Origin of the sequence: Bradyrhizobium sp. 6(2017), assembly GCF_011058295.2 — a bacterium.
In the GTDB taxonomy this organism is placed as follows: Bacteria; Pseudomonadota; Alphaproteobacteria; order Rhizobiales; family Xanthobacteraceae; genus Bradyrhizobium; species Bradyrhizobium septentrionale.
Genome location: NZ_CP049289.2, coordinates 7,231,345 through 7,253,724 on the forward strand (window position 1 = coordinate 7,231,345; position 22,380 = coordinate 7,253,724).

At 64.7% G+C, this 22,380-nt stretch carries 21 protein-coding genes and 1 other RNA gene; 8 read left to right on the plus strand and 14 right to left on the minus strand.

What is annotated here, in order from left to right; genetic code table 11:
- Positions 1-195: 195 nt before the first annotated feature.
- Genes murD through rsmH form a run of 7 tightly spaced genes read right to left on the minus strand, consistent with a single transcriptional unit; the run spans position 196 to position 8,908 of the window.
- The gene (gene murD, locus G6P99_RS34435) at positions 196-1,596 is read right to left on the minus strand and encodes a UDP-N-acetylmuramoyl-L-alanine--D-glutamate ligase (protein WP_029078908.1); all 1,401 of its coding nucleotides are present in this window, start codon (positions 1,594-1,596) and stop codon (positions 196-198) included.
- Between the two features lie 8 nt (positions 1,597-1,604).
- Complete coding sequence (gene mraY, locus G6P99_RS34440; protein ID WP_029078909.1) at positions 1,605-2,711, minus strand: phospho-N-acetylmuramoyl-pentapeptide-transferase; 1,107 nt, start codon at positions 2,709-2,711, stop codon at positions 1,605-1,607.
- A 10-nt stretch (positions 2,712-2,721) separates the two neighbouring features.
- Complete coding sequence (locus tag G6P99_RS34445; RefSeq protein ID WP_029078910.1) at positions 2,722-4,155, minus strand: UDP-N-acetylmuramoylalanyl-D-glutamyl-2,6-diaminopimelate--D-alanyl-D-alanine ligase; 1,434 nt, start codon at positions 4,153-4,155, stop codon at positions 2,722-2,724.
- Entirely contained in the window at positions 4,152-5,630 is a 1,479-nt protein-coding gene (locus G6P99_RS34450) for a UDP-N-acetylmuramoyl-L-alanyl-D-glutamate--2,6-diaminopimelate ligase (protein ID WP_029078911.1), read from the minus strand. Before G6P99_RS34450 ends, G6P99_RS34445 begins: the two co-directional genes overlap by 4 nt.
- A 49-nt stretch (positions 5,631-5,679) precedes the next feature.
- Positions 5,680-7,446, minus strand: coding sequence for a peptidoglycan D,D-transpeptidase FtsI family protein (locus G6P99_RS34455; RefSeq protein WP_165129075.1), 1,767 nt, complete (start codon positions 7,444-7,446; stop codon positions 5,680-5,682).
- Between the two features lie 11 nt (positions 7,447-7,457).
- The gene (gene ftsL / locus G6P99_RS34460; RefSeq protein ID WP_035976317.1) at positions 7,458-7,910 is read right to left on the minus strand and encodes a cell division protein FtsL; all 453 of its coding nucleotides are present in this window, start codon (positions 7,908-7,910) and stop codon (positions 7,458-7,460) included.
- A gap of 2 nt (positions 7,911-7,912) precedes the next feature.
- A complete protein-coding gene (rsmH, locus tag G6P99_RS34465; protein ID WP_029078913.1) occupies positions 7,913-8,908 on the minus strand; it encodes a 16S rRNA (cytosine(1402)-N(4))-methyltransferase RsmH in 996 nt (331 codons plus the stop codon).
- Positions 8,909-9,378: 470 nt separating this feature from the next.
- On the opposite strand from rsmH, the gene G6P99_RS34470 reads away from it, so the two are divergent.
- On the plus strand, positions 9,379-10,254 hold the full coding sequence (locus tag G6P99_RS34470) for an N-acetylmuramoyl-L-alanine amidase (RefSeq protein ID WP_029078914.1): 876 nt from the start codon (positions 9,379-9,381) through the stop codon (positions 10,252-10,254).
- Between the two features lie 122 nt (positions 10,255-10,376).
- Here the strand turns inward: G6P99_RS34470 and G6P99_RS34475 are convergent, their stop codons facing one another.
- Entirely contained in the window at positions 10,377-11,612 is a 1,236-nt protein-coding gene (locus G6P99_RS34475; protein ID WP_029078915.1) for an RNA polymerase sigma factor, read from the minus strand.
- A 69-nt stretch (positions 11,613-11,681) separates the two neighbouring features.
- On the minus strand, positions 11,682-12,041 hold the full coding sequence (locus G6P99_RS34480) for a YciI family protein (RefSeq protein ID WP_165125200.1): 360 nt from the start codon (positions 12,039-12,041) through the stop codon (positions 11,682-11,684).
- A 236-nt stretch (positions 12,042-12,277) separates the two neighbouring features.
- Between G6P99_RS34480 and G6P99_RS34485 the strand changes: the two genes are divergently transcribed.
- Positions 12,278-12,433, plus strand: coding sequence for a hypothetical protein (locus G6P99_RS34485; RefSeq protein WP_165125203.1), 156 nt, complete (start codon positions 12,278-12,280; stop codon positions 12,431-12,433).
- Between the two features lie 8 nt (positions 12,434-12,441).
- Complete coding sequence (locus G6P99_RS34490) at positions 12,442-12,642, plus strand: hypothetical protein (RefSeq protein WP_029078917.1); 201 nt, start codon at positions 12,442-12,444, stop codon at positions 12,640-12,642.
- A 21-nt stretch (positions 12,643-12,663) separates the two neighbouring features.
- Here the strand turns inward: G6P99_RS34490 and G6P99_RS34495 are convergent, their stop codons facing one another.
- A complete protein-coding gene (locus G6P99_RS34495; protein ID WP_029078918.1) occupies positions 12,664-13,095 on the minus strand; it encodes a PAS domain S-box protein in 432 nt (143 codons plus the stop codon).
- 95 nt (positions 13,096-13,190) lie between these two features.
- Positions 13,191-14,093 (minus strand): LysR family transcriptional regulator, encoded by a 903-nt coding sequence (locus G6P99_RS34500; RefSeq protein ID WP_029078919.1) that lies wholly within the window; start codon positions 14,091-14,093, stop codon positions 13,191-13,193.
- A 149-nt stretch (positions 14,094-14,242) separates the two neighbouring features.
- Between G6P99_RS34500 and rnpB the strand changes: the two genes are divergently transcribed.
- Both rnpB and G6P99_RS34510 read left to right on the plus strand, forming a co-directional pair.
- An RNA gene (gene rnpB / locus G6P99_RS34505) (RNase P RNA component class A) lies at positions 14,243-14,657 on the plus strand.
- Between the two features lie 254 nt (positions 14,658-14,911).
- Complete coding sequence (locus tag G6P99_RS34510) at positions 14,912-16,567, plus strand: hypothetical protein (protein ID WP_029078920.1); 1,656 nt, start codon at positions 14,912-14,914, stop codon at positions 16,565-16,567.
- Positions 16,568-16,875: 308 nt separating this feature from the next.
- Here the strand turns inward: G6P99_RS34510 and G6P99_RS34515 are convergent, their stop codons facing one another.
- On the minus strand, positions 16,876-18,327 hold the full coding sequence (locus tag G6P99_RS34515) for a GntP family permease (protein WP_165125206.1): 1,452 nt from the start codon (positions 18,325-18,327) through the stop codon (positions 16,876-16,878).
- A 4-nt stretch (positions 18,328-18,331) separates the two neighbouring features.
- A complete protein-coding gene (locus G6P99_RS34520) occupies positions 18,332-19,351 on the minus strand; it encodes a patatin-like phospholipase family protein (protein ID WP_029078922.1) in 1,020 nt (339 codons plus the stop codon).
- Between the two features lie 229 nt (positions 19,352-19,580).
- On the opposite strand from G6P99_RS34520, the gene G6P99_RS34525 reads away from it, so the two are divergent.
- Positions 19,581-19,943, plus strand: coding sequence for a ClpX C4-type zinc finger protein (locus G6P99_RS34525; RefSeq protein ID WP_029078923.1), 363 nt, complete (start codon positions 19,581-19,583; stop codon positions 19,941-19,943).
- Positions 19,944-20,211: 268 nt separating this feature from the next.
- Entirely contained in the window at positions 20,212-20,739 is a 528-nt protein-coding gene (locus tag G6P99_RS34530; RefSeq protein ID WP_029078924.1) for a hypothetical protein, read from the plus strand.
- Positions 20,740-20,808: 69 nt separating this feature from the next.
- Here the strand turns inward: G6P99_RS34530 and G6P99_RS34535 are convergent, their stop codons facing one another.
- Entirely contained in the window at positions 20,809-21,525 is a 717-nt protein-coding gene (locus G6P99_RS34535) for an alpha/beta fold hydrolase (protein ID WP_165125209.1), read from the minus strand.
- Between the two features lie 107 nt (positions 21,526-21,632).
- On the opposite strand from G6P99_RS34535, the gene G6P99_RS34540 reads away from it, so the two are divergent.
- The gene (locus G6P99_RS34540) at positions 21,633-22,376 is read left to right on the plus strand and encodes a sulfite exporter TauE/SafE family protein (RefSeq protein ID WP_165125212.1); all 744 of its coding nucleotides are present in this window, start codon (positions 21,633-21,635) and stop codon (positions 22,374-22,376) included.
- Positions 22,377-22,380: the final 4 nt, after the last annotated feature.

A 22,380-nucleotide genomic window follows, 5' to 3' on the forward strand; every position in this document is an offset into this window, starting at 1 on the left:
CCGAGGCAAGCGAACAAGTTGCAAGAGCGATGCGTTCAACAATCAGCTCAGCCCGCGGCCACCCCTCTCCCCACCCTCTCCCGCAAGGGGGGAGGGAGCCTGAGAGACGTGCTCACCTCGCATACGATGAAGAAAAACCAATTCCCATCGATACTGTCCGGCCAGCGCTCTACCCATCCTCCGACGTCGGAAACGTCACACCATCGGCTTGACGCCGGGCAGTGCCTGGACGATGTCGCGGAAGGCGGCGCCGCGGATTTCGAAATTGCGGTACTGGTCGAACGAGGCGCAGGCCGGCGACAGCAGCACGACGGCCTCGGAGAGCCCCGACACCTCGGCATCGCGCGCGGCGCTGGCGATCGCGGCGTCGAGCGTGCCGGACATTTCGTGCGGCACGCGCTCGCCGAGCGTGCCGGAAAACTCGGCTGCCGCCTCGCCGATCAGATAGGCCTTGCGGATGCGCGGGAAATAGCCGGTGAGACCCGTGATGCCACCGGCCTTCGGCTTGCCGCCAGCGATCCAGAAGATGTCGGCGAAGGACGACAGCGCATGCGCGGCCGCATCCGCATTAGTGCCTTTGGAGTCGTTGACGAACAAGACGTTGCCGCGGCGGCCGACCTGCTCCATGCGATGCGCGAGACCCGGAAAACTGCGCAGGCCGTTCTGCAGCACGTCGGTCGTAATCCCCATCGCGAGCGAACAGGCCGAGGCGCAGGCCGCGTTCTGCGCATTGTGCAGGCCGCGCAGCGAACCGATGCCGCCGAGGCGCGCGATCTCGCTGCGCGCTGCGCCCGATGCACGCACGATGGTCTCGTGCTCGACATAGAGGCCGTCGGGCAGCGGGTTCTTGACGGAGATGCGCACCACGCGCTTGCCGGCGCGATCGAGCCTATCGGCGATATCGCGGCACCAGCCGTCATCGACGCCGACGATCGCGGTGCCGCCCTGCTGCACGCCCGCGACCAGCCGCTCCTTCACCGCGGCGTAATGCGCCAGCGTGCCGTGGCGATCGATGTGGTCCTCGCTGATATTGATCAGGATGCCGACCGAGGGATCGAGCGACGGCGCGAGGTCGATCTGGTAGGACGACATCTCGATGACATGGACGCGGCCCATCCGCGGCGGCTCCAGCGACAGGATCGCGGTGCCGATATTGCCGCCCATCTGGGTGTCGTAGCCGGCGACCTTCATCAGATGCGCGATCAGCGCCGTGGTGGTCGACTTGCCGTTGGTGCCGGTGATGGCGACGAACGGCGCGTTCGGCGCGTGACGGCGCCGCTCGCGGCAGAACAATTCGACGTCGCCGATCACCTCGACGCCGGCATCGCGCGCCTTCAGCACGCTCCAGTGCGGCGCCGGATGGGTCAGCGGCGCGCCGGGCGTCAGGATCAGCGCGGCGAAATTCGCCCACGAAAGGTTACGCAGATCCGCGGTGGTGAAGCCGGCCTGCGCGGCCTTGGCGACGTTGTCGGCACTGTCGTCAGCCGCGATCACTTCCGCACCACCGGCCTTCAGCGCATGGCAGCTCGCAAGCCCGGAGCCGCCGAGCCCGAACACTGCGACCGTCTTGCCGGAGAAGGAGGTGACCGGGATCATGGCGGCGCTCAGCGCAGCTTGAGGGTGGACAGGCCGGCGAGCGCCAGCATTACCGAGATGATCCAGAACCGGATCACGATCTGCGGCTCGGTCCAGCCCTTCTGCTCGAAATGATGGTGCAGCGGCGCCATCCGGAACACGCGTTTTCCGGTGAGCTTGAACGAGGTGACCTGCACGATGACCGAGACCGCCTCCAGCACGAACAGGCCACCGATCACGGCGAGCACGATCTCGTGCTTCACCGCAACCGCGGTGGCCCCGAGCATGCCGCCGAGCGCCAGCGAGCCGGTGTCGCCCATGAAGATCGAGGCCGGAGGCGCGTTGAACCAGAGGAAGCCGAGGCCCGCGCCAAGCACCGCGCCGCACAGCACCGCGAGTTCACCGGTGCCGGCGACGTAATTGATCTGCAGATAGTCGGAGAACACCGCGTTGCCGGTCAGATACGAGATCATGCCGAAGCTTGCGGCCGCGATCATCACGGGCACGATGGCAAGACCGTCGAGGCCGTCGGTGAGGTTCACGGCATTGCCGGCGCCGACCATCACGAAGGCGCCGAAGATCACGAAGAACCAGCCGAAATTGATCACCATGTCCTTGAAGAACGGGATCGCCAGCGAGGTCGAGGACACGTCGCGGCCGAGCCGGACCAGCGCGTAGCAGGCGGCAATCCCGATCACCGCCTCGATCAGCAGCCTGAGCTTGCCGGCGAAGCCAGAGTGTGACTGCTTTGTGACCTTCAGATAATCGTCATAGAAGCCGACGAAGCCGAAGCCGAGCGTCACCGCCAGCACGATCCAGACATAGGGATTGAGCGGATTGGCCCAAAGCAGCGTCGACACCACGAGCCCGGACAGGATCATCAGCCCGCCCATGGTGGGCGTGCCCTTCTTGGAGATCAGATGCGACTGCGGACCATCGGTGCGGATCGGCTGGCCCTTGCCCTGCCGCAGCCGCAAATGATCGATGATCCAGGGCCCGAACAGGAACACGAACAGCGCGCCGGTCACCATCGCACCGCCGGTGCGGAAGGTGATGTAGCGGAACACGTTCAGGCCGCTGCGGAATGCCCCAAACCCCGGAACGGTGTTGGACAGCTCGATCAACCAGTAGAACATTCAAAAGGTCCTATACCGCTTCTTCGTGCGCGGCCTTGCCGGGGAAGCGTTTTTCCAGCGCGCTGACAATGAGCTTCATCTTCGATCCCAGCGAGCCCTTCACCATGATCACGTCACCGGCACGGACCGCGGCGACCGCCTGCGCTTCGAGCGTCGCCGAGCTCTCGGCATAGCCTCCCCGCTTGCCGGTGGAAAGGGCATCCCACAAATTCCGCATCAACGGACCACAACAATATACGAGGTCGATGCGGTTGGCGGTCACGGCTTCGTTGAGGCCGCGGTGCAAATCCGGCCCGGTCGGCCCGAGCTCGAGCATGTCGCCGAGCACCGCGATGCGGCGGCCATGCGGCCCGGTTTTGGCCTGGCCGAGCACGTTGAGGGCTGCGCCCATCGAGGCCGGATTGGCGTTGTAGCTTTCGTCGATCAGCGTCGCCTCGCCATGGCCGACCTCGAGCGTGCGGCGGAGGCCACGCCCGGTCGGCGCCTCGAGCTGCGACAGCGACAGCGCCGCGCGCGCGATATCGGCGCCGAGCAGCGAGGCGCCCGCGAGCACCGCGAGCGAGTTCATCGCCATGTGGCGGCCGGGCATGCCGATCTTGTAGGTGATGTCATGGTCCAAGATATCCGCATGCACGGCCGAACACGTCGCGTGCAGCGAGAGGTCGATCAGCCGCGCCTCGGCGCGCTTGTCGGTGCCGAACGACACGATGCGCGAGATGCCGGCCTGCTTGGCCTGCTTCTGCAGCCGCGCGAATTGCCCATTGTCGCGGTTGAGCACCACCGCGCCGCCGGGCTCGACGCCGGAGAAGATCTCCGCCTTGGCGTCGGCGATCGCCTCGATGCCGGAGAAGAACTCCAGATGCACCGGCTCGATCGTGGTGATGATGGCGACATGCGGCCGCACCAGCTTCACCAGCGGCGTGATCTCGCCGGCATGGTTCATGCCGATCTCGAACACCGCAAAGCGCGTGCTCGCAGGGCAGCGCGCCAGCGACAGCGGCACGCCCCAATGATTGTTGAACGACGCCACCGAGGCATGGGTCTCGCCCTGCGCCGACAGCACGCGGCGCAGCGCCTCTTTTGTCGAGGTCTTGCCGACCGAGCCTGTCACCGCGATGATCTTTGCGTTGAGCCGCGCACGCGAGGCGTGGGCGAGCTCGACGAGACCGGCGAGCACGTCGTCGACCACCAGCAGCGGCGCGTCGGCGGGAAATTTTGCTCGTTGCGCGGTCTCGACCACGGCAAGCCCGGCGCCGGCCTTCAGTGCCGCCTCGACGAAGGCGTGGCCGTCATGGACGTCGCCCTTGATCGCGAAATAGGCTTCGCCCTTTGCAATGCTGCGGCTGTCGATCGAGAGCCCGGTGACGCCCTCCGGCAGCGTGCCTTGGGTGGCGGCGTGCATCGCTTTCGCCATCGCATCCGAGGTCCACAACATCGTGCTCATGCGCCGCCCTCCGCAGCCAATGCATTGGCAACCGCTTCATGATCGCTGAACGGCAAGGTCGTGTTGCCGACGATCTGCCCGACCTCGTGGCCCTTGCCGGCGACGACCAGCGCATCGCCCGGTTCGAGGCCGGCGATCCCGGCGCGGATCGCCGCGGCGCGGTCGCCGATCTCGCGCGCGCCCTTCGCCGTCGCCATGATCGCGGCGCGGATCGCCTCCGGCTTCTCGCTGCGCGGATTGTCGTCGGTGACGATGACGTGATCGGCATTCTCGGCCGCGATCGCGCCCATGATCGGACGCTTGCCGGCGTCGCGGTCGCCGCCGGCACCGAAGATCACGACGAGCTTGCGCTTCGCATAGGGCCGCAGCGCCTGCAGCGCCTTGGCGAGCGCATCGGGCTTGTGCGCGTAGTCGACGAAGATCGGCGCACCATTGTGCTCGCCGACGAATTCCAGCCGGCCTTTGGCGCCTTCGAGATGCTCAAGAGTGCCGAACACGTCATCCGCGGCGCTCCCGGTGCCGATCGCAAGGCCCGCCGCGACCAGCGCATTCTCGATCTGGAATTCGCCGACCAGCGGCAGCCGGATCGCGTGCCGGCGCCCGCGGTGCTCGATCGCGAGCTTCTGGGCAAAGCCCTCGATGGCGGCATCGACCAGCTTGATGCCCTCGCCCGCATCGGCGTTGCGGCCGACCGTGATGATGCGCAGGCCGCGCGCCCGCGCCGCATCGATCACTTCGCCCGAGCAATCATGATCGGCCGAGATCACGGCAGCGCCGCCATCCGCGACGAGATCGCGGAACAGCCGGAGCTTTGCATTCAGGTAATGCGCGACGTCGGGATGATAGTCCATGTGGTCGCGCGACAGATTGGTGAAGCCGCCGGCTTCGATGCGCACGCCGTCGAGACGATACTGGTCGAGGCCGTGCGAGGAGGCCTCAAACGCCAGATGGGTGACGCCGTCGCCTGAGATCTCCTCGAGCTGGCGATGCAGCGCAATCGGATCGGGCGTGGTCAGCGAGCCGTAGACGGTGCGCTTGTCCGACACGAGGCCAATGGTGCCGATGCTCGCGGAGGAGTGACCGAGCCGCTGCCAGATCTGGCGCGTGAAGGCGGCGACCGAGGTCTTGCCGCTGGTGCCGGTCACCGCCGCGATCGTCTTGGGCTGGCGCGGATAGAATTTCGCCGCGGCAAGCGCCAGCGCGCGGCGCGGATTGGGCGTGATCACGAACGGCGCGCGGGCGTGACCCTGGCCTTTGCCTTGACCTTGCGGCAGATGGTCGCTGGCGACTGCGACCGCGCCTGCGGCAATCGCCGCATCGACGAAACGCGCGCCGTCGGTCCGGCTGCCTGATAGCGCGAAGAACAGGTCGCCCGGCTTCACCGCACGGCTATCGACCGCAAGCCCTCCGACCGTGACAGAGGAGGCACTCGGATCGATCGTGGCGTCATCGCTGAAGAGGTCGCGAAGTCTCATGATCTTCCAGTCTGGCCGGCGCTGTTCTGGCGCCGCGTTCATGTACGCCTTACTGGGTTGTTCTGGATGCCGCAAGAATAAGGCGGTCGGACGGCGGCAGGTCGAACCGAGGTTCGACGCCCAAAAGCGGCGCAATTCGGGCGATCACATTGCCGCCGGTCGGCACCGCATTCCAGCCCGAAGTGATGAAACCATAGGTCTCCTTCAGGGGCTGCGGTTCGTCGAGCATAATCAGCAGCTGGTATTTCGGATTGTCGGCGGGCAGGATCGCGGTGAACGCGTTCAGCACCTTCTTCTTCGCGTAGCGGCCGTTGATCACCTTCTCCGCTGTGCCGGTCTTGCCGCCGATATAATAGCCCTTGACGTCGGCCTTCTTGGCGGTGCCGATCTCGGCGTTAAGCCGCATCAGATAACGCATCTTGTCCGAGGTCTCGGGCTTGATGACGCGTTTGGCGAGCGCCATCGCTTCCCGCTCGGTGCGCTTGAGGAAGGTCGGCGGGATCAGATAGCCGCCATTGACCAGCGCATCGATGCCCATCACCGCCTGCAGCGGCGCCACCGCGACGCCGTGACCGAACGAGATGGTGACGGTGTTCAGTTCGCCCCACTTCTTCGGCACGATCGGCGAGGCGCTCTCCGGCAGTTCGGTGCGCAGCCGCTCGAGCTGTCCCATCTTGCGCAGGAAGGCCTTGTGCGCGTCGACGCCCATCGCCAGCGCAATGCGCCCGGCGCCGATGTTGGAGGAATAGTAGAACACCTCCTTCATGTTGATCATGCGGCCCATGTTGTGATCGTCATGGATCGCGAACTTGCCGTAATGCAGCGGGCCGCGCGCATCCCACATCGAGTTGAGGTCGAACCGGCCGCTATCCAGCGCCATCGCCAGCGTGAACGCCTTGAAGGTCGAGCCCATCTCGTACACGCCGGTGGTCAGGCGGTTGATGCGATCGGGATCGTGCGCCTCCTTCGGATTGTTCGGATCGAAATCGGGCAGCGACACCATCGCCACGATCTCGCCGGTGCGCACGTTGGAGACGAGGCCCGAGGCGGCCTTGGCCTTGAACTTCTCCTTGGCCTTGATCAATTCGTCGCGCAGCGCGTGCTCGACGCGCAGGTCGACCGACAATTCAACCGGCTTCTGCAGCCGGTCGGTGGCAAAGCCCGCGCGATGCAGATCGGCCAGACCATTGCTGTCCAGCCACTTCTCCATGCCGGCGATGCCCTGATTGTCGATATTGACGAGGCCAATCAAATGGGCGACCTCGTTGCCGGTCGGATAGACGCGCTTGTTCTCGCGCAGGAAGCCGACGCCGGGAAGGCCGAGGCGGTGGATGTCGGACTGCTGCTTCGGCGTGATCTCGCGCTTCAGCCAGACGAAACCCTTGCGCGACGACAGGCGGTCGCGGACCTCGCCGGTGTCGAGATCGGGCAAGGTCGCGGTCAGAAGCTCGATCGCCTCGTCCTTGTCGATGAGGCGGCGCGGCTCGGCGAACAGGCTCGGCGCCTTGACGTCGGTGGCGAGGATTTCGCCGTTGCGGTCGGTGATGTCGGGCCGGGCGGTTGCGATCGCATCCTGCGAGGCGGCGCGCCGCGCGCTGTGGCTATCGGCGCCGACCGCGAACAGCATCAGCCGTCCGGCCAGCACGCAATAGACCACGGCAAAGGCGACAATGGCCAAGCCGACGCGCGCGCGCGCCTTCGCGGCACGATCGACATTGCTGCCGTACAGCAGCGTGCGGATCAGCCGCTGGCTCCAGGGTTCGGGCTTGGGCTCGGGCTTGCCGGCCGGTTTGTTGGCGGGTGCCGGATCGGTCATGGCTGGTCCCGTCATTGCTGATCTCCCCCGCCCTGATCGGTGTCCGCGGTGGGCGCAGGCTGGTCGGCGGTCGGCTGGTCTGACGCCGGCTTCGCAATCGACCCGGTGGTGCTGTCGGGCGCCGCGGCGGCCTCGATGGTGTCGATCATCGCGCCGATCGGATCGCGCGAACCGGGCCGCGTGAAGTTCGGCGGCCGCTCCGGCAGGTTCTTCAGGGAATCATACTGGTTGGCGTTGACCGGCTTCAACGGCAGATGACGCTCGGCAAGCCCCTGCAGCCTGAGCGGCGCGTCGAGCTTGGCCCATTCGGCGCGCAAGGTGGCGATCGCGTTGCGCTGCTCGCGAATTTCCGCGTTGAGCTGCAACACGCGTTCGACGCGGGCGGTCGATTCCATCTTGATGCGGTAGACGTAGGATGCCGCGAAGATCAGCATGCCGATGACGAGGAGATGGAGAAGGCGCATCGTCACCCTCCCCGCTTCAGGTCTGATAGCCGCGGCCACGACGGCAGGTCGTCGTCGACATGCACTGGCGCTGTGGTGCGTTCGGCCGCACGCAGTTTTGCGGAACGCGCGCGCGGATTGGCGGCGAGTTCGGCTTCGCCCGGCGTCACCGGACGCTTGGTGAGGATCTGAAAGCTCGGCGCTGCCTGCGCGAGCTCGGGCAGATGCCGCGAGCCGCCGGCGACCTTGCCGCGTTCAGTGAGGAAATTCTTGACGATGCGGTCTTCCAGCGAGTGGAACGAGACCACGACGAGCCGTCCGCCCGGCTTCAGCACACGCTCGGCCGCGGCGAGCGCGCGATGCAGCTCGTCGAGCTCTTCATTGACGAAGATGCGCAGCGCCTGGAAGGTGCGCGTCGCCGGATGGATCTCGTTCGGCTTAGCGCGCACGACCTTGGCGACGATGTCGGCCAGCGCCTGCGTCGTCGTGATCGGCGCGTCCTTGCGCGCGGCGACGATGGCGCGGGCAACGCCGCGCGAATGACGCTCCTCGCCGAAGATATAGATGATGTCGGCGAGCTCTTTCTCCGAAGCGGTCGCCACTACATCGGCCGCGGTCGGGCCGCTCTGTCCCATCCGCATGTCGAGCGGACCGCCGAGGCGGAACGAGAAGCCGCGCTCGGCCTGGTCGAGCTGCATCGAGGACACCCCGACGTCCATCACGACACCGTCGACCGCATCACACCCCTGCCCGGCGCAGACCTCGGCAAGATCCGAGAAGCGGTCCTCGACCAGCGTCAGCCGGCCGCCGGCGCCGTCGACCAGATCAAAGCCGCCTGCTATCGCGGTGCGGTCGCGGTCGATGCCGATCACGCGCGTGTCGGCGACATCGAGGATCGCACGGCTGTAGCCGCCGGCGCCGAAGGTCGCGTCGACATAAATGCCACCGGCGCGCGGATCGAGATACGCGACCGCCTCGCGGCCCAGCACTGAAATGTGACGGGGCGCACGCTCGCTCATGCGCCGCCCCTGGGCAGGGCCGCGTAACTGGCATGCAAGCTGGCTGCGCGCCGACTCATTGCGCCTCGAATCCTCGCGCTTTACCTGACCGTTCCTGCGAAAAAGCCGCTGTGTGATACCAGCGCCAACTCCCGTCCTCGGCCGCAAATCCTGATATCCGACCGGAATTGGGAGGGTTTCCATGGGATTTCGCGCAAAAGCGGACCTTGGCCGTCCCCCAAAAACGGTTCGGCACTTCAGCTCTCAGTAACGGCACTTAACGTTAAGAAAACGTTGATGATCGGTTAGCGGAATCGCGCGCCTTTGATCCACTTTCGAGTGATACCCTTGGCCGCTACTCCGGGCACAATTGTGCGCTCTGGAACCGGCGGGCCGATTGCGCGGCCCTGCACGGTAAAGGAATAGTAAACGCCTATTTGTTTATCCATATGTCAAAATGCTTTCTCCTGGTTCGGGTTTGAGTGATTCGTATGGCTTCAGGTTCGTCTTCGTCCGGCAACGCTGATCAGAAGCGTCAGCGCGCCCTCCCTGTTCCGAAGGGAGTGGCCGACGCGAAGACGTTCACGCCGGATTCCTCGATCGCCTCCGACGTGATCCCGTCGGTCAATTTCGGCGATCGCGCCAATGACCGGCAGCCCGACATGATCCTGCTGCACTACACCGGGATGCCCGACGTCGAGGGCGCGATCACGCAGCTCTGCACCGCCGGCACCGAGGTCTCGGCGCATTACATCGTGCTCGAGGACGGACGGATCGTGCAGTGCGTGCCGGAGAGTAAGCGCGCCTGGCACGCCGGCGTGGCGGCGTGGGCCGGCGAGGACGACATCAATTCCTGCTCGATCGGCGTCGAGATCGTCAATCGCGGTCACGATTGGGGTTATCCCGATTTTCCGCTGCGCCAGATCGCCGCTGTCATCGCGTTGTGCCGCGGCATCATGCTTCGCCGCAAGGTGGTCTCGCATCGGGTGCTCGGCCATTCCGACGTGGCGCCGGCGCGCAAGAAGGATCCCGGCGAGAAATTCCCGTGGCACTCGCTGGCCAATTCCGGCGTCGGGCACTGGGTGCAGCCGGCGCCGATCGTGCGCGGCGACGCGCTGCAACTCGGCGCGATCTCGGACAACGTCTCCAACATGCAGGCCGCGTTCCGCCGTTACGGCTACAACATCCCGACCAACGGCAAGTTCGACGGCGCGACCATGGAGGTCGTCACCGCTTTCCAGCGTCACTTCCGTCCCGAGCGGATCGACGGCATCGCCGACCGCTCCACCATGGCGACGCTGCACGCGCTGCTCGAAAGCCTGCCGCCGGATGCGGCGGCGCCAACGGTGGTGGCGAAGGCGAAGTAGGGTTTGGCTATAGCCTCTCCGCCGTCATTGCGAGGAGCGAAGCGACGAAGCAATCCATCTCACCGCTTGCGGCCCTATGGATTGCTTCGCTTCGCTCGCAATGACGCGGAGACTTTTGTGGTTCACCCCAGCTCCGCGATCCGCCGCGCATAGAGCCGCCGCAGCGGTTCGAGCTGTGTCGCGGCGGTGGCTGTGAGATACGCCGCGCGCGCTTCGTCCTTGCGGCCGAGGCGGCGCAGCAAATCGGCCCGCACCGCGGGAAGCTGGTCGTATCCCTTCAGGCTGCCGCGGGCGTCCAGCGCATCGATCAGGTCGAGCGCCCGTGCCGGGCCGTCGACCATCGACACCGCGGCAGCGTGGTTGAGCTCGATCACCGGCGACGGGCTGATGCGCAGCAGCACCTCGTAGAGACCGGCGATCTGCGCCCAGTCGGTATCCTCATAGCTCGGCGCACGCGCATGCAGCGCGGCGATCGCGGCCTGCACCGCATAGGATTGCGGCCGGCCCGGCATCCGCAGCGCCGCCTCGACCAGCTCGAGGCCTTCGGCGATCTGCTTATTATCCCACAGAGAACGGTCCTGCTCCTCGAGCAGCACGATGTCGCCGCCGGCGGTCTGGCGGCCGGCACGGCGCGCATCGTGCAGCAGCATCAGCGCCAACAGGCCCTTGATCTCGCCGCGCGCCGGAATCAGCGCATCGAGCAGCCGCGCCAGGCGGATCGCCTCGCGCGCAAGATCGGGCCGCATCAGATCCTCGCCGGAGGTCGCGGCATAGCCTTCGGTGAACACGAGGTAGATCACCGCGAGCACGCCCGCAAGGCGCGGCTCCAGCGCCTCGCGCTCCGGCACCTCATAGGGAATGCCCGCGAGCTTGATCTTCTGCTTGGCGCGCACGAGGCGCTGCGCCATCGCGTCCTCGCTGACCAGGAACGCGCGCGCGACCTGCGCCGTGGTCAGCCCGCATACCGTACGCAAGGTCAGCGCGACCTGTACCTCGGCAGCAAAGGACGGATGGCAGCAGGTGAAGATCAGCCTGAGCATGTCGTCGTCGAGCGATGCATCGGCCGGCTCGGGCGGCGCCTTCGCATCCAGCAACAATTGATGCGTCAGCTCCTGCTGCTTGCCGCGAAAGCTGACGGCGCGGCGGACGCGGTCGATCGCCTTGTTGCGGCCGACGTTGACCAGCCAGGCGCGCGGATTGGCGGGGAATTCGTCGATCGGCCAGCGCTGCAGCGCGACCGCGAAGGCGTCCTGCAGGGAATCCTCCGCCAAATCGAAATCGCCGACGAGACGGATCAGCGTCGCGAGCGCCCGGCCCGCCTCGTCGCGGAAGATTTTCTCGATCTGGCTCGGAGTCATGTCCATCCATCGTTACTCAGCGGCCGCGCCAGGCGACGCGGCCGCTGCATTCATGATGCGACAATGGCGTCATCGCGGGTTGTCGTAGATCATCACCGGCCTGACTTCGATCGATCCGTCCCTGGCGCCGGGGATCCGCGCCGCAAGGCCAAGCGCAGTGTCGAGATCCTTGGCCTCGACCAGATAATAGCCGCCGAGCTGTTCGCGGGTTTCCGCAAACGGACCATCCGTCGTCAGCGTCTTGCCGTCACGGACCCGCACCGTGGTTGCCGTCGACACCGGCTGCAGCCCGTCGCCCGCCTTGAAGTGGCCGCTCTGGATGATGGACTGGGTGTAGACTCCGTACTCCGCCGACAGGGCCTTGCGGTCGTCAGAGGTCATGTGCGCGTATTGCGCGTCGCTCCGGTAGATCAGCAGCAAATATTGCATCTCATCTCTCCTCTTGATCGGCTGGATCGCCGACACCCAGTCGAACGGGCGACACGAAAGACGACATCGTCAGGATAAATTATTTGGCCGCCCGGCGTGAATGCATCTCCCGCCTGGCGATGGTCGGACCAGGCCAATGCTTATATCGGATAATTCGATAGTAACAGCCAATATTGTTCGTTTGTCTAACTCATCGCGGCGCGTAGCCTTGAGGCCGGATGCTCGGAGGACTCGCCATGAGATCACTGCAGCAAACAGCAACGCACCTTTCGCGGCTCCTGCTGCGGACGCTGTACCGAATCCTGCGCAGCCGGATCGTGACAAGACCGGGCCACCGCGCCAGCCAGATCGCGTCCGCCATCGCCGCGAGCGGCAATCCCCTAGGCGTGTGAGGCCGGCAATGCAACGGGTAACCGCGCGTTTGAAGGCGATGCGTCAGCTGATCGCCGACGAAGGGCTGACCATCGCGATCCTGGCGGCGGTTGCGTCCGTCACGGTGATCGCGTTTGGCTTCCGTGCGGAAGCCGACATCGTGGTCTCGATGCTGATCATCGGCCTCGTCACGGCGCTGGCCGAAACTCGTCTGCGATCGGGAAAATAGCTGGCGTTCGCACGGCCGGCTTCATGATGACGATCCGGCTTGCTGCGCCGCGCGGCGACGCAATTCCTTGAGTTCCTCGAAACGCTTGGTCACGTCGCGCATCACGGCCACGGTGCCGGCGACGTGTCCCGCGTCGTGCAGCATCACGATGGTGAATTCGACGGAGATGCGTGCGCCGTGCTTCGTCAACGCAGGCACCGACAACAGATCGCCCTGACCGTAACGGCTCGCCCCGGACGCCATCGCGTGCCGGTAGCCGGCCCAGTGACGCGCACGCAAGACTTCCGGAATGATCAGGTCGAGCGATTGCCCTATCGCTTCGTCGGCTGTGAAGTCGAACATCCTGACCGCACCGGGATTCCACAAGGTGATGCGGCCTCTCGCATCGGTCGCAACGATCGCGTCGGACGCGCCATTGAGCAACGCGTCTCCCACCGCTGCCGCAATATCCATCGCTTGACCTCCAGCTGATCCCGATCCCGTTCTGAACTCGGACGTTCGCGCTGACAAGCGAAGAATCGCGATGCAATCGATCGGCAATACCGATATCAATCGCGCCGCCTGCGCACGCCCGGCTTCGCCCGTGCGACGTCCGCGCCGGAGCGGGCCTGGGATGCCGCGAGGCGGTGCATGATCTCGACCGCGCGCGCCAGATGGTCGTCCTGGCTATCAGCCGGATAGGCGACATAGGCCGGCATCGCAAAGCTGGGCGCGCCGGCGACGGCGTGGAGCCGCCGCGCCTTCAGGAGCGGCTCGACGATGCGGCGCGCGAAGAAGCCGGAGCCGCCATTCTCCAGAAGGTGCTGCAATCCAAGCCAGCCGATATTCACCGTCAGCGCGGGGCCGGCGAAGTTCGGAAACAGCGTAGAGTGACGCGCGTACAATTCAGCGCCCCAATCGACATAGACATAGCCCTGCCCCGGCTCCGGTGCGCTCTTGGGATCGGTCGAGACCAGGATGAGCTGCTCCTCGAACAACTGTTCGACCTTGAGGCCGGGGCGGCTCTGCGGCGTGTACATCACGCCGATATCGATGCGGCCCTCGACCAGCCCCTGCATCAATTCGGGCTCGAGCGCGCTCTCGGCGCGGATCGAGACGTCGGGATGTGCCTGCGTCATCAGCGGCAGCCAGCGCAGCAAATACTCTTCCCAAAGTCCGATGCGCCCGCCGACCACCAGCGTCGCGGAAAACCCCTTGGGGATTCCGACATCCTGGCGCGCCTGCTCGACGGTACGAACCAGCACCGAGGCGTGCCGCTGAAACTGCCGGCCCGCCGGCGTCAGCGTGGTGCCTGCCTTGTTGCGCACGAACAGCACGCAGCCGAGCTGCTGCTCCAGCGTGTGAATGCGGGTGCTGACCGTCGACTGGCTGACGTGCAGGCGTTCCGCCGCGGCGATGAAGTTGCCGGCGCTCACCACCGTCAGGAACGTTCGGGCCAGTTCGGTGTCCATTGCGAGAAACCCTTTGGCGCGAAACCCTTGGATCGATGAATTCGATATCAAAGGGTTATCCTTCGCGAATGTCAAAACCGGGCAAATCGGCCCGAGTTAGCCATCGCAATCGCTTGACGCGGACCTCCAAAGCCCGCATGCGTAGCCCGTCAGTCGGCCGGACGGCCGCTCCCGCTGGTGCCAAAAGGCCGCGGGGGAGGAAAGTCCGGGCTCCATCGACATACGGTGCCGGATAACGTCCGGCGGGGGCGACCCCAGGGAAAGTGCCACAGAGAACGAACCGCTCCCTCCTCGGAGGAAGTAAGGGTGAAAAGGTGCGGTAAGAGCGCACCGCGTTTCCGGCAACGGAAACGGCATGGCAAACCACACCGGGAGCAAAACCGAATAGGGACGGCAACGCGGTTAGTTCGCGCATGCGCGATAACACCGCAGGGCGATGTCAGGCCCGCTGTCCGGGTAGGTTGCTCGAGGCAAGGTGCAAACCTTGTCCCAGAGGAATGGCCGTCACGTACCATTCGCAAGAATGGTGCCCTACAGAACCCGGCTTACAGGCCGGCTGATATCCTAAAGCGTTTTCGAGCGAAGTGGAGTTCCGGTTCGCGTGAAGAAAACGTGTCTTGCTAAGGTGGTCCATGAGGGGCTCGGCGCAACACGCCGGGCCCCTCGCCATTTCCGATGTGCCACCTGTGCGCGCTGTGATGTTGATCGCCTCTTTGCTAAACTGCGGGCACGGCACTGCACCTTCGAGGGCATCAAACCACGCTGCTGATTTCGCCAGGACAATCCGCAACGCAGGGCACACGCAGGAGGCAAAAGGCATGACCTATTTTGATCTCGGGCCGTACAGCCGCAAAGTCACCACATCCTCGCCGGACGCCCAGCTCTGGTTCGACCGCGGGCTCAACTGGCTGTTCGGGTTCAACCACGGCGAAGCGATCAAGTGCTTCCGCAAGGCTCTCGATTACGACGCCGAATGCGCGATGGCGCATTGGGGCATCAGCTACGCCGCGGGGCCGAACTACAATCTGCCCTGGGTTCGCTATGACGCACAGGGACGCCAGATGGCGCTCCAGGCCTCCTACGACGCGATGCACGACGCGCTCGCCCACGCAGGAAAGGCAAGCGCGGTGGAGCGGGCGATGATCGAGGCGCTGCCCGCACGCTATCCGCAGCGCGAGGCGATCGAGGACATGGCGCCATGGGACAAGGCCTACACCAGGGAGATGCGCAAGGTGTTCGCGGCCTTTCCTGACGATCTCGAGGTCCGCGCGGTGCTCGCCGAATCGATCATGAACGAGACCCCATGGCAGATGTGGGACCTGCCCTCCGGCAAGCCGGCCGAGGCTGCCGGCACCGAAGAATGCAAATCGATCCTCGAACAGGCATTCGACAAAATTCCGGCGGCGTGGGATCACCCGGGCCTGCTGCACCTCTACGTCCACCTGATGGAGATGTCGCCGTTCCCGCAGCTCGCGCTGCGGGCCGGCGACCGGCTGCGCGAGATCGTGCCCGACAGCGGTCACCTGATTCACATGCCGACGCATCTCGATGTGCTGTGCGGGCATTACAACGACGTGCTGCGCCACAATCAGAAGGCACTGGCGACCGACCGCACTTTCCTTCGCTATTCGGACGATCCCGGCGTCTACCTCGTCTACGTCATCCATAACTTCCACTTCGCGATCTACGGCGCGATGTTCCTCGGCCAGTACGCGCCCGCGATCGCTGCTGCCGAGGAGTTGATCGCCACCGTGCCGGAGCCGGTGCTGCGCATTCCGTCGCCTCCGATGGCGGATTTCCTCGAAGGCTATCTGACGATGAAGCAGCACGTGCTCGTTCGCTTCGGAAAGTGGCGCGAGATCATCGAGCAGAAATTGCCCGACGATCGCGACCTCTACTGCTCGGTAACGGCGATGATCCACTACGCCAAGGCGCTCGCGCATTCGGCGCTCGACAATGTCGCGGAGGCCGAGGCCGAGAAGGCATCGTTCGTGGCGGCGAAGGCCCGGGTGCCGGAGAGCCGCCTCGTGCATAACAACAAGATGGTGAACCTGCTCAACGTCGCCGAAGCGATGCTGAACGGCGAGCTGGAGTACCGCAAGGGCAACTATGACGTCGCATTCGGGGAGCTGCGCAAATCGGTCGATCTCTCCGACGCGCTGCCCTATGACGAGCCCTGGGGATGGATGCAGCCACCCCGTCACGCGCTCGGCGCGCTGCTGCTCGAGCAGGGACATATCGCGGAAGCCGAGGCGGTCTACCGTTCCGATCTCGGTCTCGACGGCAAGCTCAGCCGGGCCTGCCAGCATCCCGACAATCTGTGGTCGCTCCATGGCCTGCACGAATGCCTGCTTCGCCGCGGCGAGAAGGCGGAGAGCGCGCTGATCAAGCAGCGGCTCGATCTCGCGCAGGCGCGGGCGGAGATCCCGATCAAAGCATCCTGCTTCTGCCGACGGACGGCGATGGCCGCGTAGGCGGCCGCTGCCAACCCAGGGCGGCGATCGCGATGCGGACCGCGCCATTGCTGGCGTTGTGGCGGCCGCATCCCCATTTAGCGGGAGCCCGTTCGAGCGGCATGGCAAACCACAACGGGAGCAAAACCGAATGGGGACGGCAACGCGGTTTTCGAGCGAAGTGGAGTTCCGGTTCGCGTCAAGAAAACGCGTTTTGCCAAGGTGGTCCATGAGGGGCTCGCCGCAACACGCCGGGCCCCTCGCCATTTACAGTGACCGTCATTCCAGGGCGCGCCTTGCAGCCAGCAGTGCCGACCCGTCGCCTCGCGTCAGAACGACCCGAATGCGGTGCCGATCGCAATCACCGTTGCGAGAGCGATAATGGAACTCGCAATGCCGACCATGACAATGTCGAGATAGCTATCGCGATGCTTGAGCCCACAGATCGCAAGCAGGCTAACGACCGCGCCGTTGTGAGGCAGAATGTCCAGTGTTCCCGAGCCGATCACGGCGACGCGATGCAAAAGGCCGGGGTCAATACCCGCCTCCGCGGCAAGATCCATATAGGTCCGGCCCAGCGCATCGAGCGCAATCGTCAAGCCGCCGGAAGCCGACCCCGTCAGCGCGGCAAGGATGTTCGTCGCGACTGCGAGCGACACCAGTGGGCCGCCCTCAATTCGCAACACCCAGTCCCGCACCACGCCGAAAGCGGGAAGCGAGGCGATAACGGCGCCGAATCCGACAAGGCTTGCGACGCTCAGCGCCGGCAGGACCGACGCGTTGGCACCGGCATCCATGGTTCGTCGTAGTTCAGGCAGTCGCGTCCAGTTGCAGAGGATGACTGTCACGATCGCTCCCGCCAACGCCACGACAACCGACCAAACACCGGCCACGGCAGCCAGTGATGTATTTCCCCACCGCTGTTCGGCCAGGAATGAGAAATCAAGCCGGGGCAGGACAACGAGCGACGTCACCAGATTGACGGCGACGACCACGATCAGGGGAAGGATGGCGTTGAAAATCGGGACAGCGGCGTTGCTGTGATATCCATGACGGATCTCCGCCGGATCGAATTCTCGCGCCGTCGTGGCCCGCTCGCGCAACAGCTCATCGTCGGCTGCATCCGCCGAAACCGGCGGCTCGTCGCCATAGCCCTCATTTGCGCGGCGCGCTGCTTTCTCTGCGCGAAGCAGCCACCATAGCCCGACGCCCAGCATGATGATCGATGCGACAACGCCGAGGCCCGGTGCGGCAAAGGGGGTCGTGCCGAAGAAAGGCATCGGTATCGCATTCTGTATCGACGGCGTGCCCGGCAGCGCCGACATGGTAAAGGTCGAAGTCCCGAGAATCACCGCCGCCGGGACCAGACGACGCGGAATCCCCGCCGTGCGAAACAGCGACTGCGCCATCGGAACGATGACAAAGAACGCGACGAAGAGGCTGACGCCGCCGTAGGTGACCAGTGCACCTGCGAGCACGACCGCGAGGATGACCCGACGTTCGCCCAGACATCGGGAGATGAAGCCCGCGACCGCAGTGACCGCGCCGCTGTCATCCATGAGCTTCCCGAACACGGCGCCAAGCAGAAAAATAGGAAAGAACTGCGCGAGAAACTCCGACGCACTGCCCATGAAGGTCTGCGTCCAGTTGGCAAGCAACGGCTCGCCACCGAAAGCTGCGGCCACCAGCGCACAGAGCGGCGCGAGCAGCAGGACGCTCCAACCGCGGAAAGCAAGACAGACCAATAGTCCAAGCCCGACGAGAATGCCGAGAAGGCCCATCGCCTCAGCACTCCGTCAGCAGAATATCGAGATCGGCGGTCGAACGCTCACCGAGATCGGCGCCATGCGCGTCGAGGAATTCGCCGGCGGCTCGCCGCCCTTCCTCGTGCAGCTTGGCCACGAAAGCCCATTCGGCATTAAGCTTGGATGACGAACCGAACGTCGCAAGCATGTCGCTCTTGATCCGGTGCGTCTTCATCTGCGCCCAACGGGCACCTTCTCCGGTGCCAGGGGCGGCAACTTGACGAAGCAACGCGATCATCCGCAGCTCCTTTGCCAGCGGCGAATTGAACGAGATCTCGTTGAGTCGGTTGAGAATGTCCGCGGCCGTGCGCGGCTGCTCCAGTCGCTCGGTCGGGTTGATCTGGACGAGGACGGTGTCGCGCGCGTCGGTCTCGCGAACGAGCGGCGTAATCGTGGGGTTGCCCGCATAGCCGCCGTCCCAATAGGGCTCGCCATCGATCTCGATCGCAGGAAACATCGTTGGCAGGCAGGCCGACGCGAGCAGGACATCCGCGGTAATCTCCGCGTTGCGAAAAATCCGTCCGCGCCCCGTGCGCACGCGTGTGGCGGTTATGAAGAGCTTGATCGGCGCGCGTGCAAGACGCTCGAAATCGATGCTGTCGTTCAATATGTCGCGCAGCGGATTGAAGCCCAGCGGATTGAGGTCGTAGGGTGAAAGCATCCGCGACATCAAATCGGTGAAGAGATAGGCCGGAGAGCTGTCGAGCGACCAGCGTCCCATCAGGCGGTCGAGCGGCGACCGTTGCAACGGACTGAATGCGGCAGCGCGCGAGACGCTTCGCCAATATTTTTCAAGTGCTTCGCGTGCGCCCGCAGCGCCGCCCGCGGTCCACCCGTCCGCCAGCACGGCGGCGTTCATCGCTCCGGCCGATGTCCCGGATATGCCCGCAATCTGAAACCATGGCTCTTCGAGAAGCCGATCCAGGACGCCCCATGTGAACGCACCATGCGATCCGCCACCCTGGAGCGCCAAGTCTACGAGCACGGGGCTACGGTTCATGAGACCACGTTCACCAGCACGCGAGACGCTCATTATGTCGCGGTTTGGCCAAACATGCGAGCCAAAGTTGCGGTCACCGCCTGGTTCCGATGGCGAACTTCGAACGAAATTGTCTCATCCCGCAGCGAAGCGAGCCAATCGCTGCAGTGTCGTCATAGACCCACGTTTCTTAAAAGGCGACATACATAGGGCGGCCGGCGTAGAGTGCGCCCTTCGCGGAGGATCGCAGATGGACCTTCAGACGATCATTCAGGCGGCACGCAGGATCAGTGGCCGCTCGGGCTTCATCACTTTTGATCAACTGAATGAATTGTGCCCGAAAGGGCTTAGCGCCGACGACGTCGAAGCGCTCCTCGGCGCGCTCAAGAGTGAAGGAATCCGCCTCGCGGACCATGAGGAGGAGGCATCGACGGGGCCATCATGCTCGTTCTGCGGAAAGGCCGCGCCGCAGGTCCTGCAACTGGTGGCAGGACCCAAGGCATTCATCTGCAACGAATGCGTCCAATTGTGCGTGCAGGTCTTTGCCGCCGACCATCCGGAGTGGCTGGCGGAGCATCGAAAGTTTGTCGAGGGGTTGCCGAGCAAGCCCTGATCGGGTCCGAATCTCACGTAAACAATCTCCTGCGGACTCTGAACGCCGAGTTGCAGGCCCGAGCGCGATCGCATGCGCTGCTCGTGAAGCTCGGAAACAACGCCATCAGCCAGTTAGGACGATAGCGGCAGCGTCAACAAAATGCCCGGCAAATAGAGCTTCGAATGCGGTGGCAAATTAGCCATCCAGCGGCGTTAGAGTTATGATCAGCTGGAGCTGGACGTCTCCCTCTGCCCGGGATTCAGAAAAATCAAACGGAGGAATGGTAATGTCGGTCGCCTGCAAGTTCGAGCGCAGCATTCTCAGCCACGAAGAATATGAGGCAATCCGCCTGACGCATCATCCCGCCATCTACAACGTCGAGGTGGCTGAGCTTGAGGCTATGCGACCCCGCTTGCGCAAGATGCGCGACAAGGAGCGAACGGTCAGCCGACAAAAGCAGCGAGAGAGCCGCGGAAAAGCCGAGGCTCGCGGGACAAGCTTTCCAGGAACCGACAAGCATGCTTCAGAACGAAAGCAAGTCTTCGCGGCGGCGGTGAAGCGGGTGAACACGGAGCTCAGGCGTCTGCATAACCTCGCAGCTCGGACCGCGCATGTCGAAGCAGCTCGAAAGGCCCTCGCACTGCACCGAGCCGCGAACTTCATGACTCGTCCCTCGGCCGGCGCTACCGCGGGCGACGGCATGGTGCCGAAGCCAAGCGAACGCCGAAGAAAGATCATTGCAGGCGCGAAAATCGGACGAGTATCGCAGGCCACGAAAGTCGCTCAGGCCGTGCGCGACGCGCGTGGTGCATGACCCTGGCCAAACAAACGCACCTGATCGATTCCGGCGCGAAGCTTCGCATCGCCCCGGAACGACGGCTCGTCAGGAAACGATCTCCTGCAACAGCGCCATCAGCGCCTCCGGCGCGGTGACGTTCGGCGAGTGGCTGGCGTCGATCTCGAAATAGCGCCAGCCGGCTTCGTTCCTGGTGCGCCTGGCGAACTGGCCGAACGTGTCGGCCTGGGTGGTGCGGGTGGCGTAGATGTAGCTGCGCGGCAGGGTCGTCTCGCCGTGCTGCAGCTTCAATTTCTGCTCGAAGCATTTGATCGGCATGTCGACCCGGCGCGCGGTCAGCCATTCGACGTCTGCTGGAGATGTGTCCGGCGGCGTCGGCATCGGCGGGATACGCCAGCCGTCGGCATCGTGCGCGAGCTCACGCATGGTCTCGATGACCGGCTCGTTGAGGTCGAACAGCGACTGGCCGTCGCGCGGCACGAAGGCATCGAGATAGATCAGCTGCGCGATGCGCTCGCGTACCCGGTCGGCGATGCCGGTCGCGACCATGCCGCCATAGGAATGGCCGATCAGCACGACGTCACGCAGGTCTTCGTATGAGATGACGTTGAGCATGTCGCGGATATGCGCTTCCAGATCGAGCCCCCGATGGGCGAGGTGCGCGCGCTCGCCGAGCCCGGTGTAGGTCGGCGTGATCAGCCGGTGCCCGGCAGCCTGCATCAACGGATGCATCTTCTTCCAGACCCATCCTGCCGACCAGGCGCCGTGACAGACCAGAAAGGTTTTCGACGAACTCGAAGTCATTGGGATGCTTCCATTCCGATTATGGTTGATGAGCCGCGATTTTGAAGTGTACCCGCCACGCGCGTCGTGTAAACGTCGCTGCAAATGATCAGAAGAACGAGACGAGGATGACCCCGGCTGGTTACGCGATCCTGTTCTTCGGCGCGCTGGCCGGCGGTTTCGTCTCCGGCCTTGCCGGCTTCGGCACCGCGCTGATGGCGCTCGGCATCTGGCTCTATGTGCTGCCGCCGACACTTGCGGTGCCGCTGGTGCTGGTCTGCTCTGTGATCGCGCAGGTTTCGACGCTGCCGTCGATCTGGAAGAGCATCGATTTCCGCCTGGTCTGGCCGTTCGTCATTTGCGGCCTCGCCGGCGTGCCGATCGGCATTCTGCTGATCGCGCGGGCCGATCCCGGCGTGTTCAAGCTGACGATCGGCATCTTCCTGTTGGCGTTCCCGACCCTGCTGTTCCTGCAGCGCAAGCCGATGTCGATCTCGTTCGGCGGCAAATGGGCCGATGGCGCCATCGGATTTGCCGGCGGCATCCTCGGCGGCCTCGCCGGACTGTCCGGCCCGCTGCCGATCCTGTGGGCGAGCGTGCGCGGCTGGGGCAAGCAGCAGCGGCGCGGCGTGTTCCAGATCTTCAACTTCACGATTTTGGCGGCTGCGCTTCTCATCCAGCTCGCCAGCGGCCTGGTGAAACCGGAGTTGATCTGGCTGGTGGCCCGCGCGTTTCCCGGAACGCTGCTCGGCGCCTGGCTCGGCGCGCGGCTCTATCACGCGCTCAGCGACCGCAATTTCTCCGACGTGGTGCTGGTGCTGCTGTTCCTGTCCGGTGTGGCGCTGGTCTGGAACGGGCTGGCGCCGCGATGATCAA

Bases quoted from the DNA above. Each gene is read 5' to 3' on its own strand.
- murD (WP_029078908.1), bottom strand. From the start codon at position 1,596: ATGATCCCGGTCACCTCCTTCTCCGGCAAGACGGTCGCAGTGTTCGGG.
- mraY (WP_029078909.1), bottom strand. From the start codon at position 2,711: ATGTTCTACTGGTTGATCGAGCTGTCCAACACCGTTCCGGGGTTTGGG.
- G6P99_RS34445 (WP_029078910.1), bottom strand. From the start codon at position 4,155: ATGAGCACGATGTTGTGGACCTCGGATGCGATGGCGAAAGCGATGCAC.
- G6P99_RS34450 (WP_029078911.1), bottom strand. From the start codon at position 5,630: ATGAGACTTCGCGACCTCTTCAGCGATGACGCCACGATCGATCCGAGT.
- G6P99_RS34455 (WP_165129075.1), bottom strand. From the start codon at position 7,446: ATGACCGATCCGGCACCCGCCAACAAACCGGCCGGCAAGCCCGAGCCC.
- ftsL (WP_035976317.1), bottom strand. From the start codon at position 7,910: ATGCGCCTTCTCCATCTCCTCGTCATCGGCATGCTGATCTTCGCGGCA.
- rsmH (WP_029078913.1), bottom strand. From the start codon at position 8,908: ATGAGCGAGCGTGCGCCCCGTCACATTTCAGTGCTGGGCCGCGAGGCG.
- G6P99_RS34470 (WP_029078914.1), top strand. From the start codon at position 9,379: ATGGCTTCAGGTTCGTCTTCGTCCGGCAACGCTGATCAGAAGCGTCAG.
- G6P99_RS34475 (WP_029078915.1), bottom strand. From the start codon at position 11,612: ATGACTCCGAGCCAGATCGAGAAAATCTTCCGCGACGAGGCGGGCCGG.
- G6P99_RS34480 (WP_165125200.1), bottom strand. From the start codon at position 12,041: ATGCAATATTTGCTGCTGATCTACCGGAGCGACGCGCAATACGCGCAC.
- G6P99_RS34485 (WP_165125203.1), top strand. From the start codon at position 12,278: ATGAGATCACTGCAGCAAACAGCAACGCACCTTTCGCGGCTCCTGCTG.
- G6P99_RS34490 (WP_029078917.1), top strand. From the start codon at position 12,442: ATGCAACGGGTAACCGCGCGTTTGAAGGCGATGCGTCAGCTGATCGCC.
- G6P99_RS34495 (WP_029078918.1), bottom strand. From the start codon at position 13,095: ATGGATATTGCGGCAGCGGTGGGAGACGCGTTGCTCAATGGCGCGTCC.
- G6P99_RS34500 (WP_029078919.1), bottom strand. From the start codon at position 14,093: ATGGACACCGAACTGGCCCGAACGTTCCTGACGGTGGTGAGCGCCGGC.
- G6P99_RS34510 (WP_029078920.1), top strand. From the start codon at position 14,912: ATGACCTATTTTGATCTCGGGCCGTACAGCCGCAAAGTCACCACATCC.
- G6P99_RS34515 (WP_165125206.1), bottom strand. From the start codon at position 18,327: ATGGGCCTTCTCGGCATTCTCGTCGGGCTTGGACTATTGGTCTGTCTT.
- G6P99_RS34520 (WP_029078922.1), bottom strand. From the start codon at position 19,351: ATGAACCGTAGCCCCGTGCTCGTAGACTTGGCGCTCCAGGGTGGCGGA.
- G6P99_RS34525 (WP_029078923.1), top strand. From the start codon at position 19,581: ATGGACCTTCAGACGATCATTCAGGCGGCACGCAGGATCAGTGGCCGC.
- G6P99_RS34530 (WP_029078924.1), top strand. From the start codon at position 20,212: ATGTCGGTCGCCTGCAAGTTCGAGCGCAGCATTCTCAGCCACGAAGAA.
- G6P99_RS34535 (WP_165125209.1), bottom strand. From the start codon at position 21,525: ATGACTTCGAGTTCGTCGAAAACCTTTCTGGTCTGTCACGGCGCCTGG.
- G6P99_RS34540 (WP_165125212.1), top strand. From the start codon at position 21,633: ATGACCCCGGCTGGTTACGCGATCCTGTTCTTCGGCGCGCTGGCCGGC.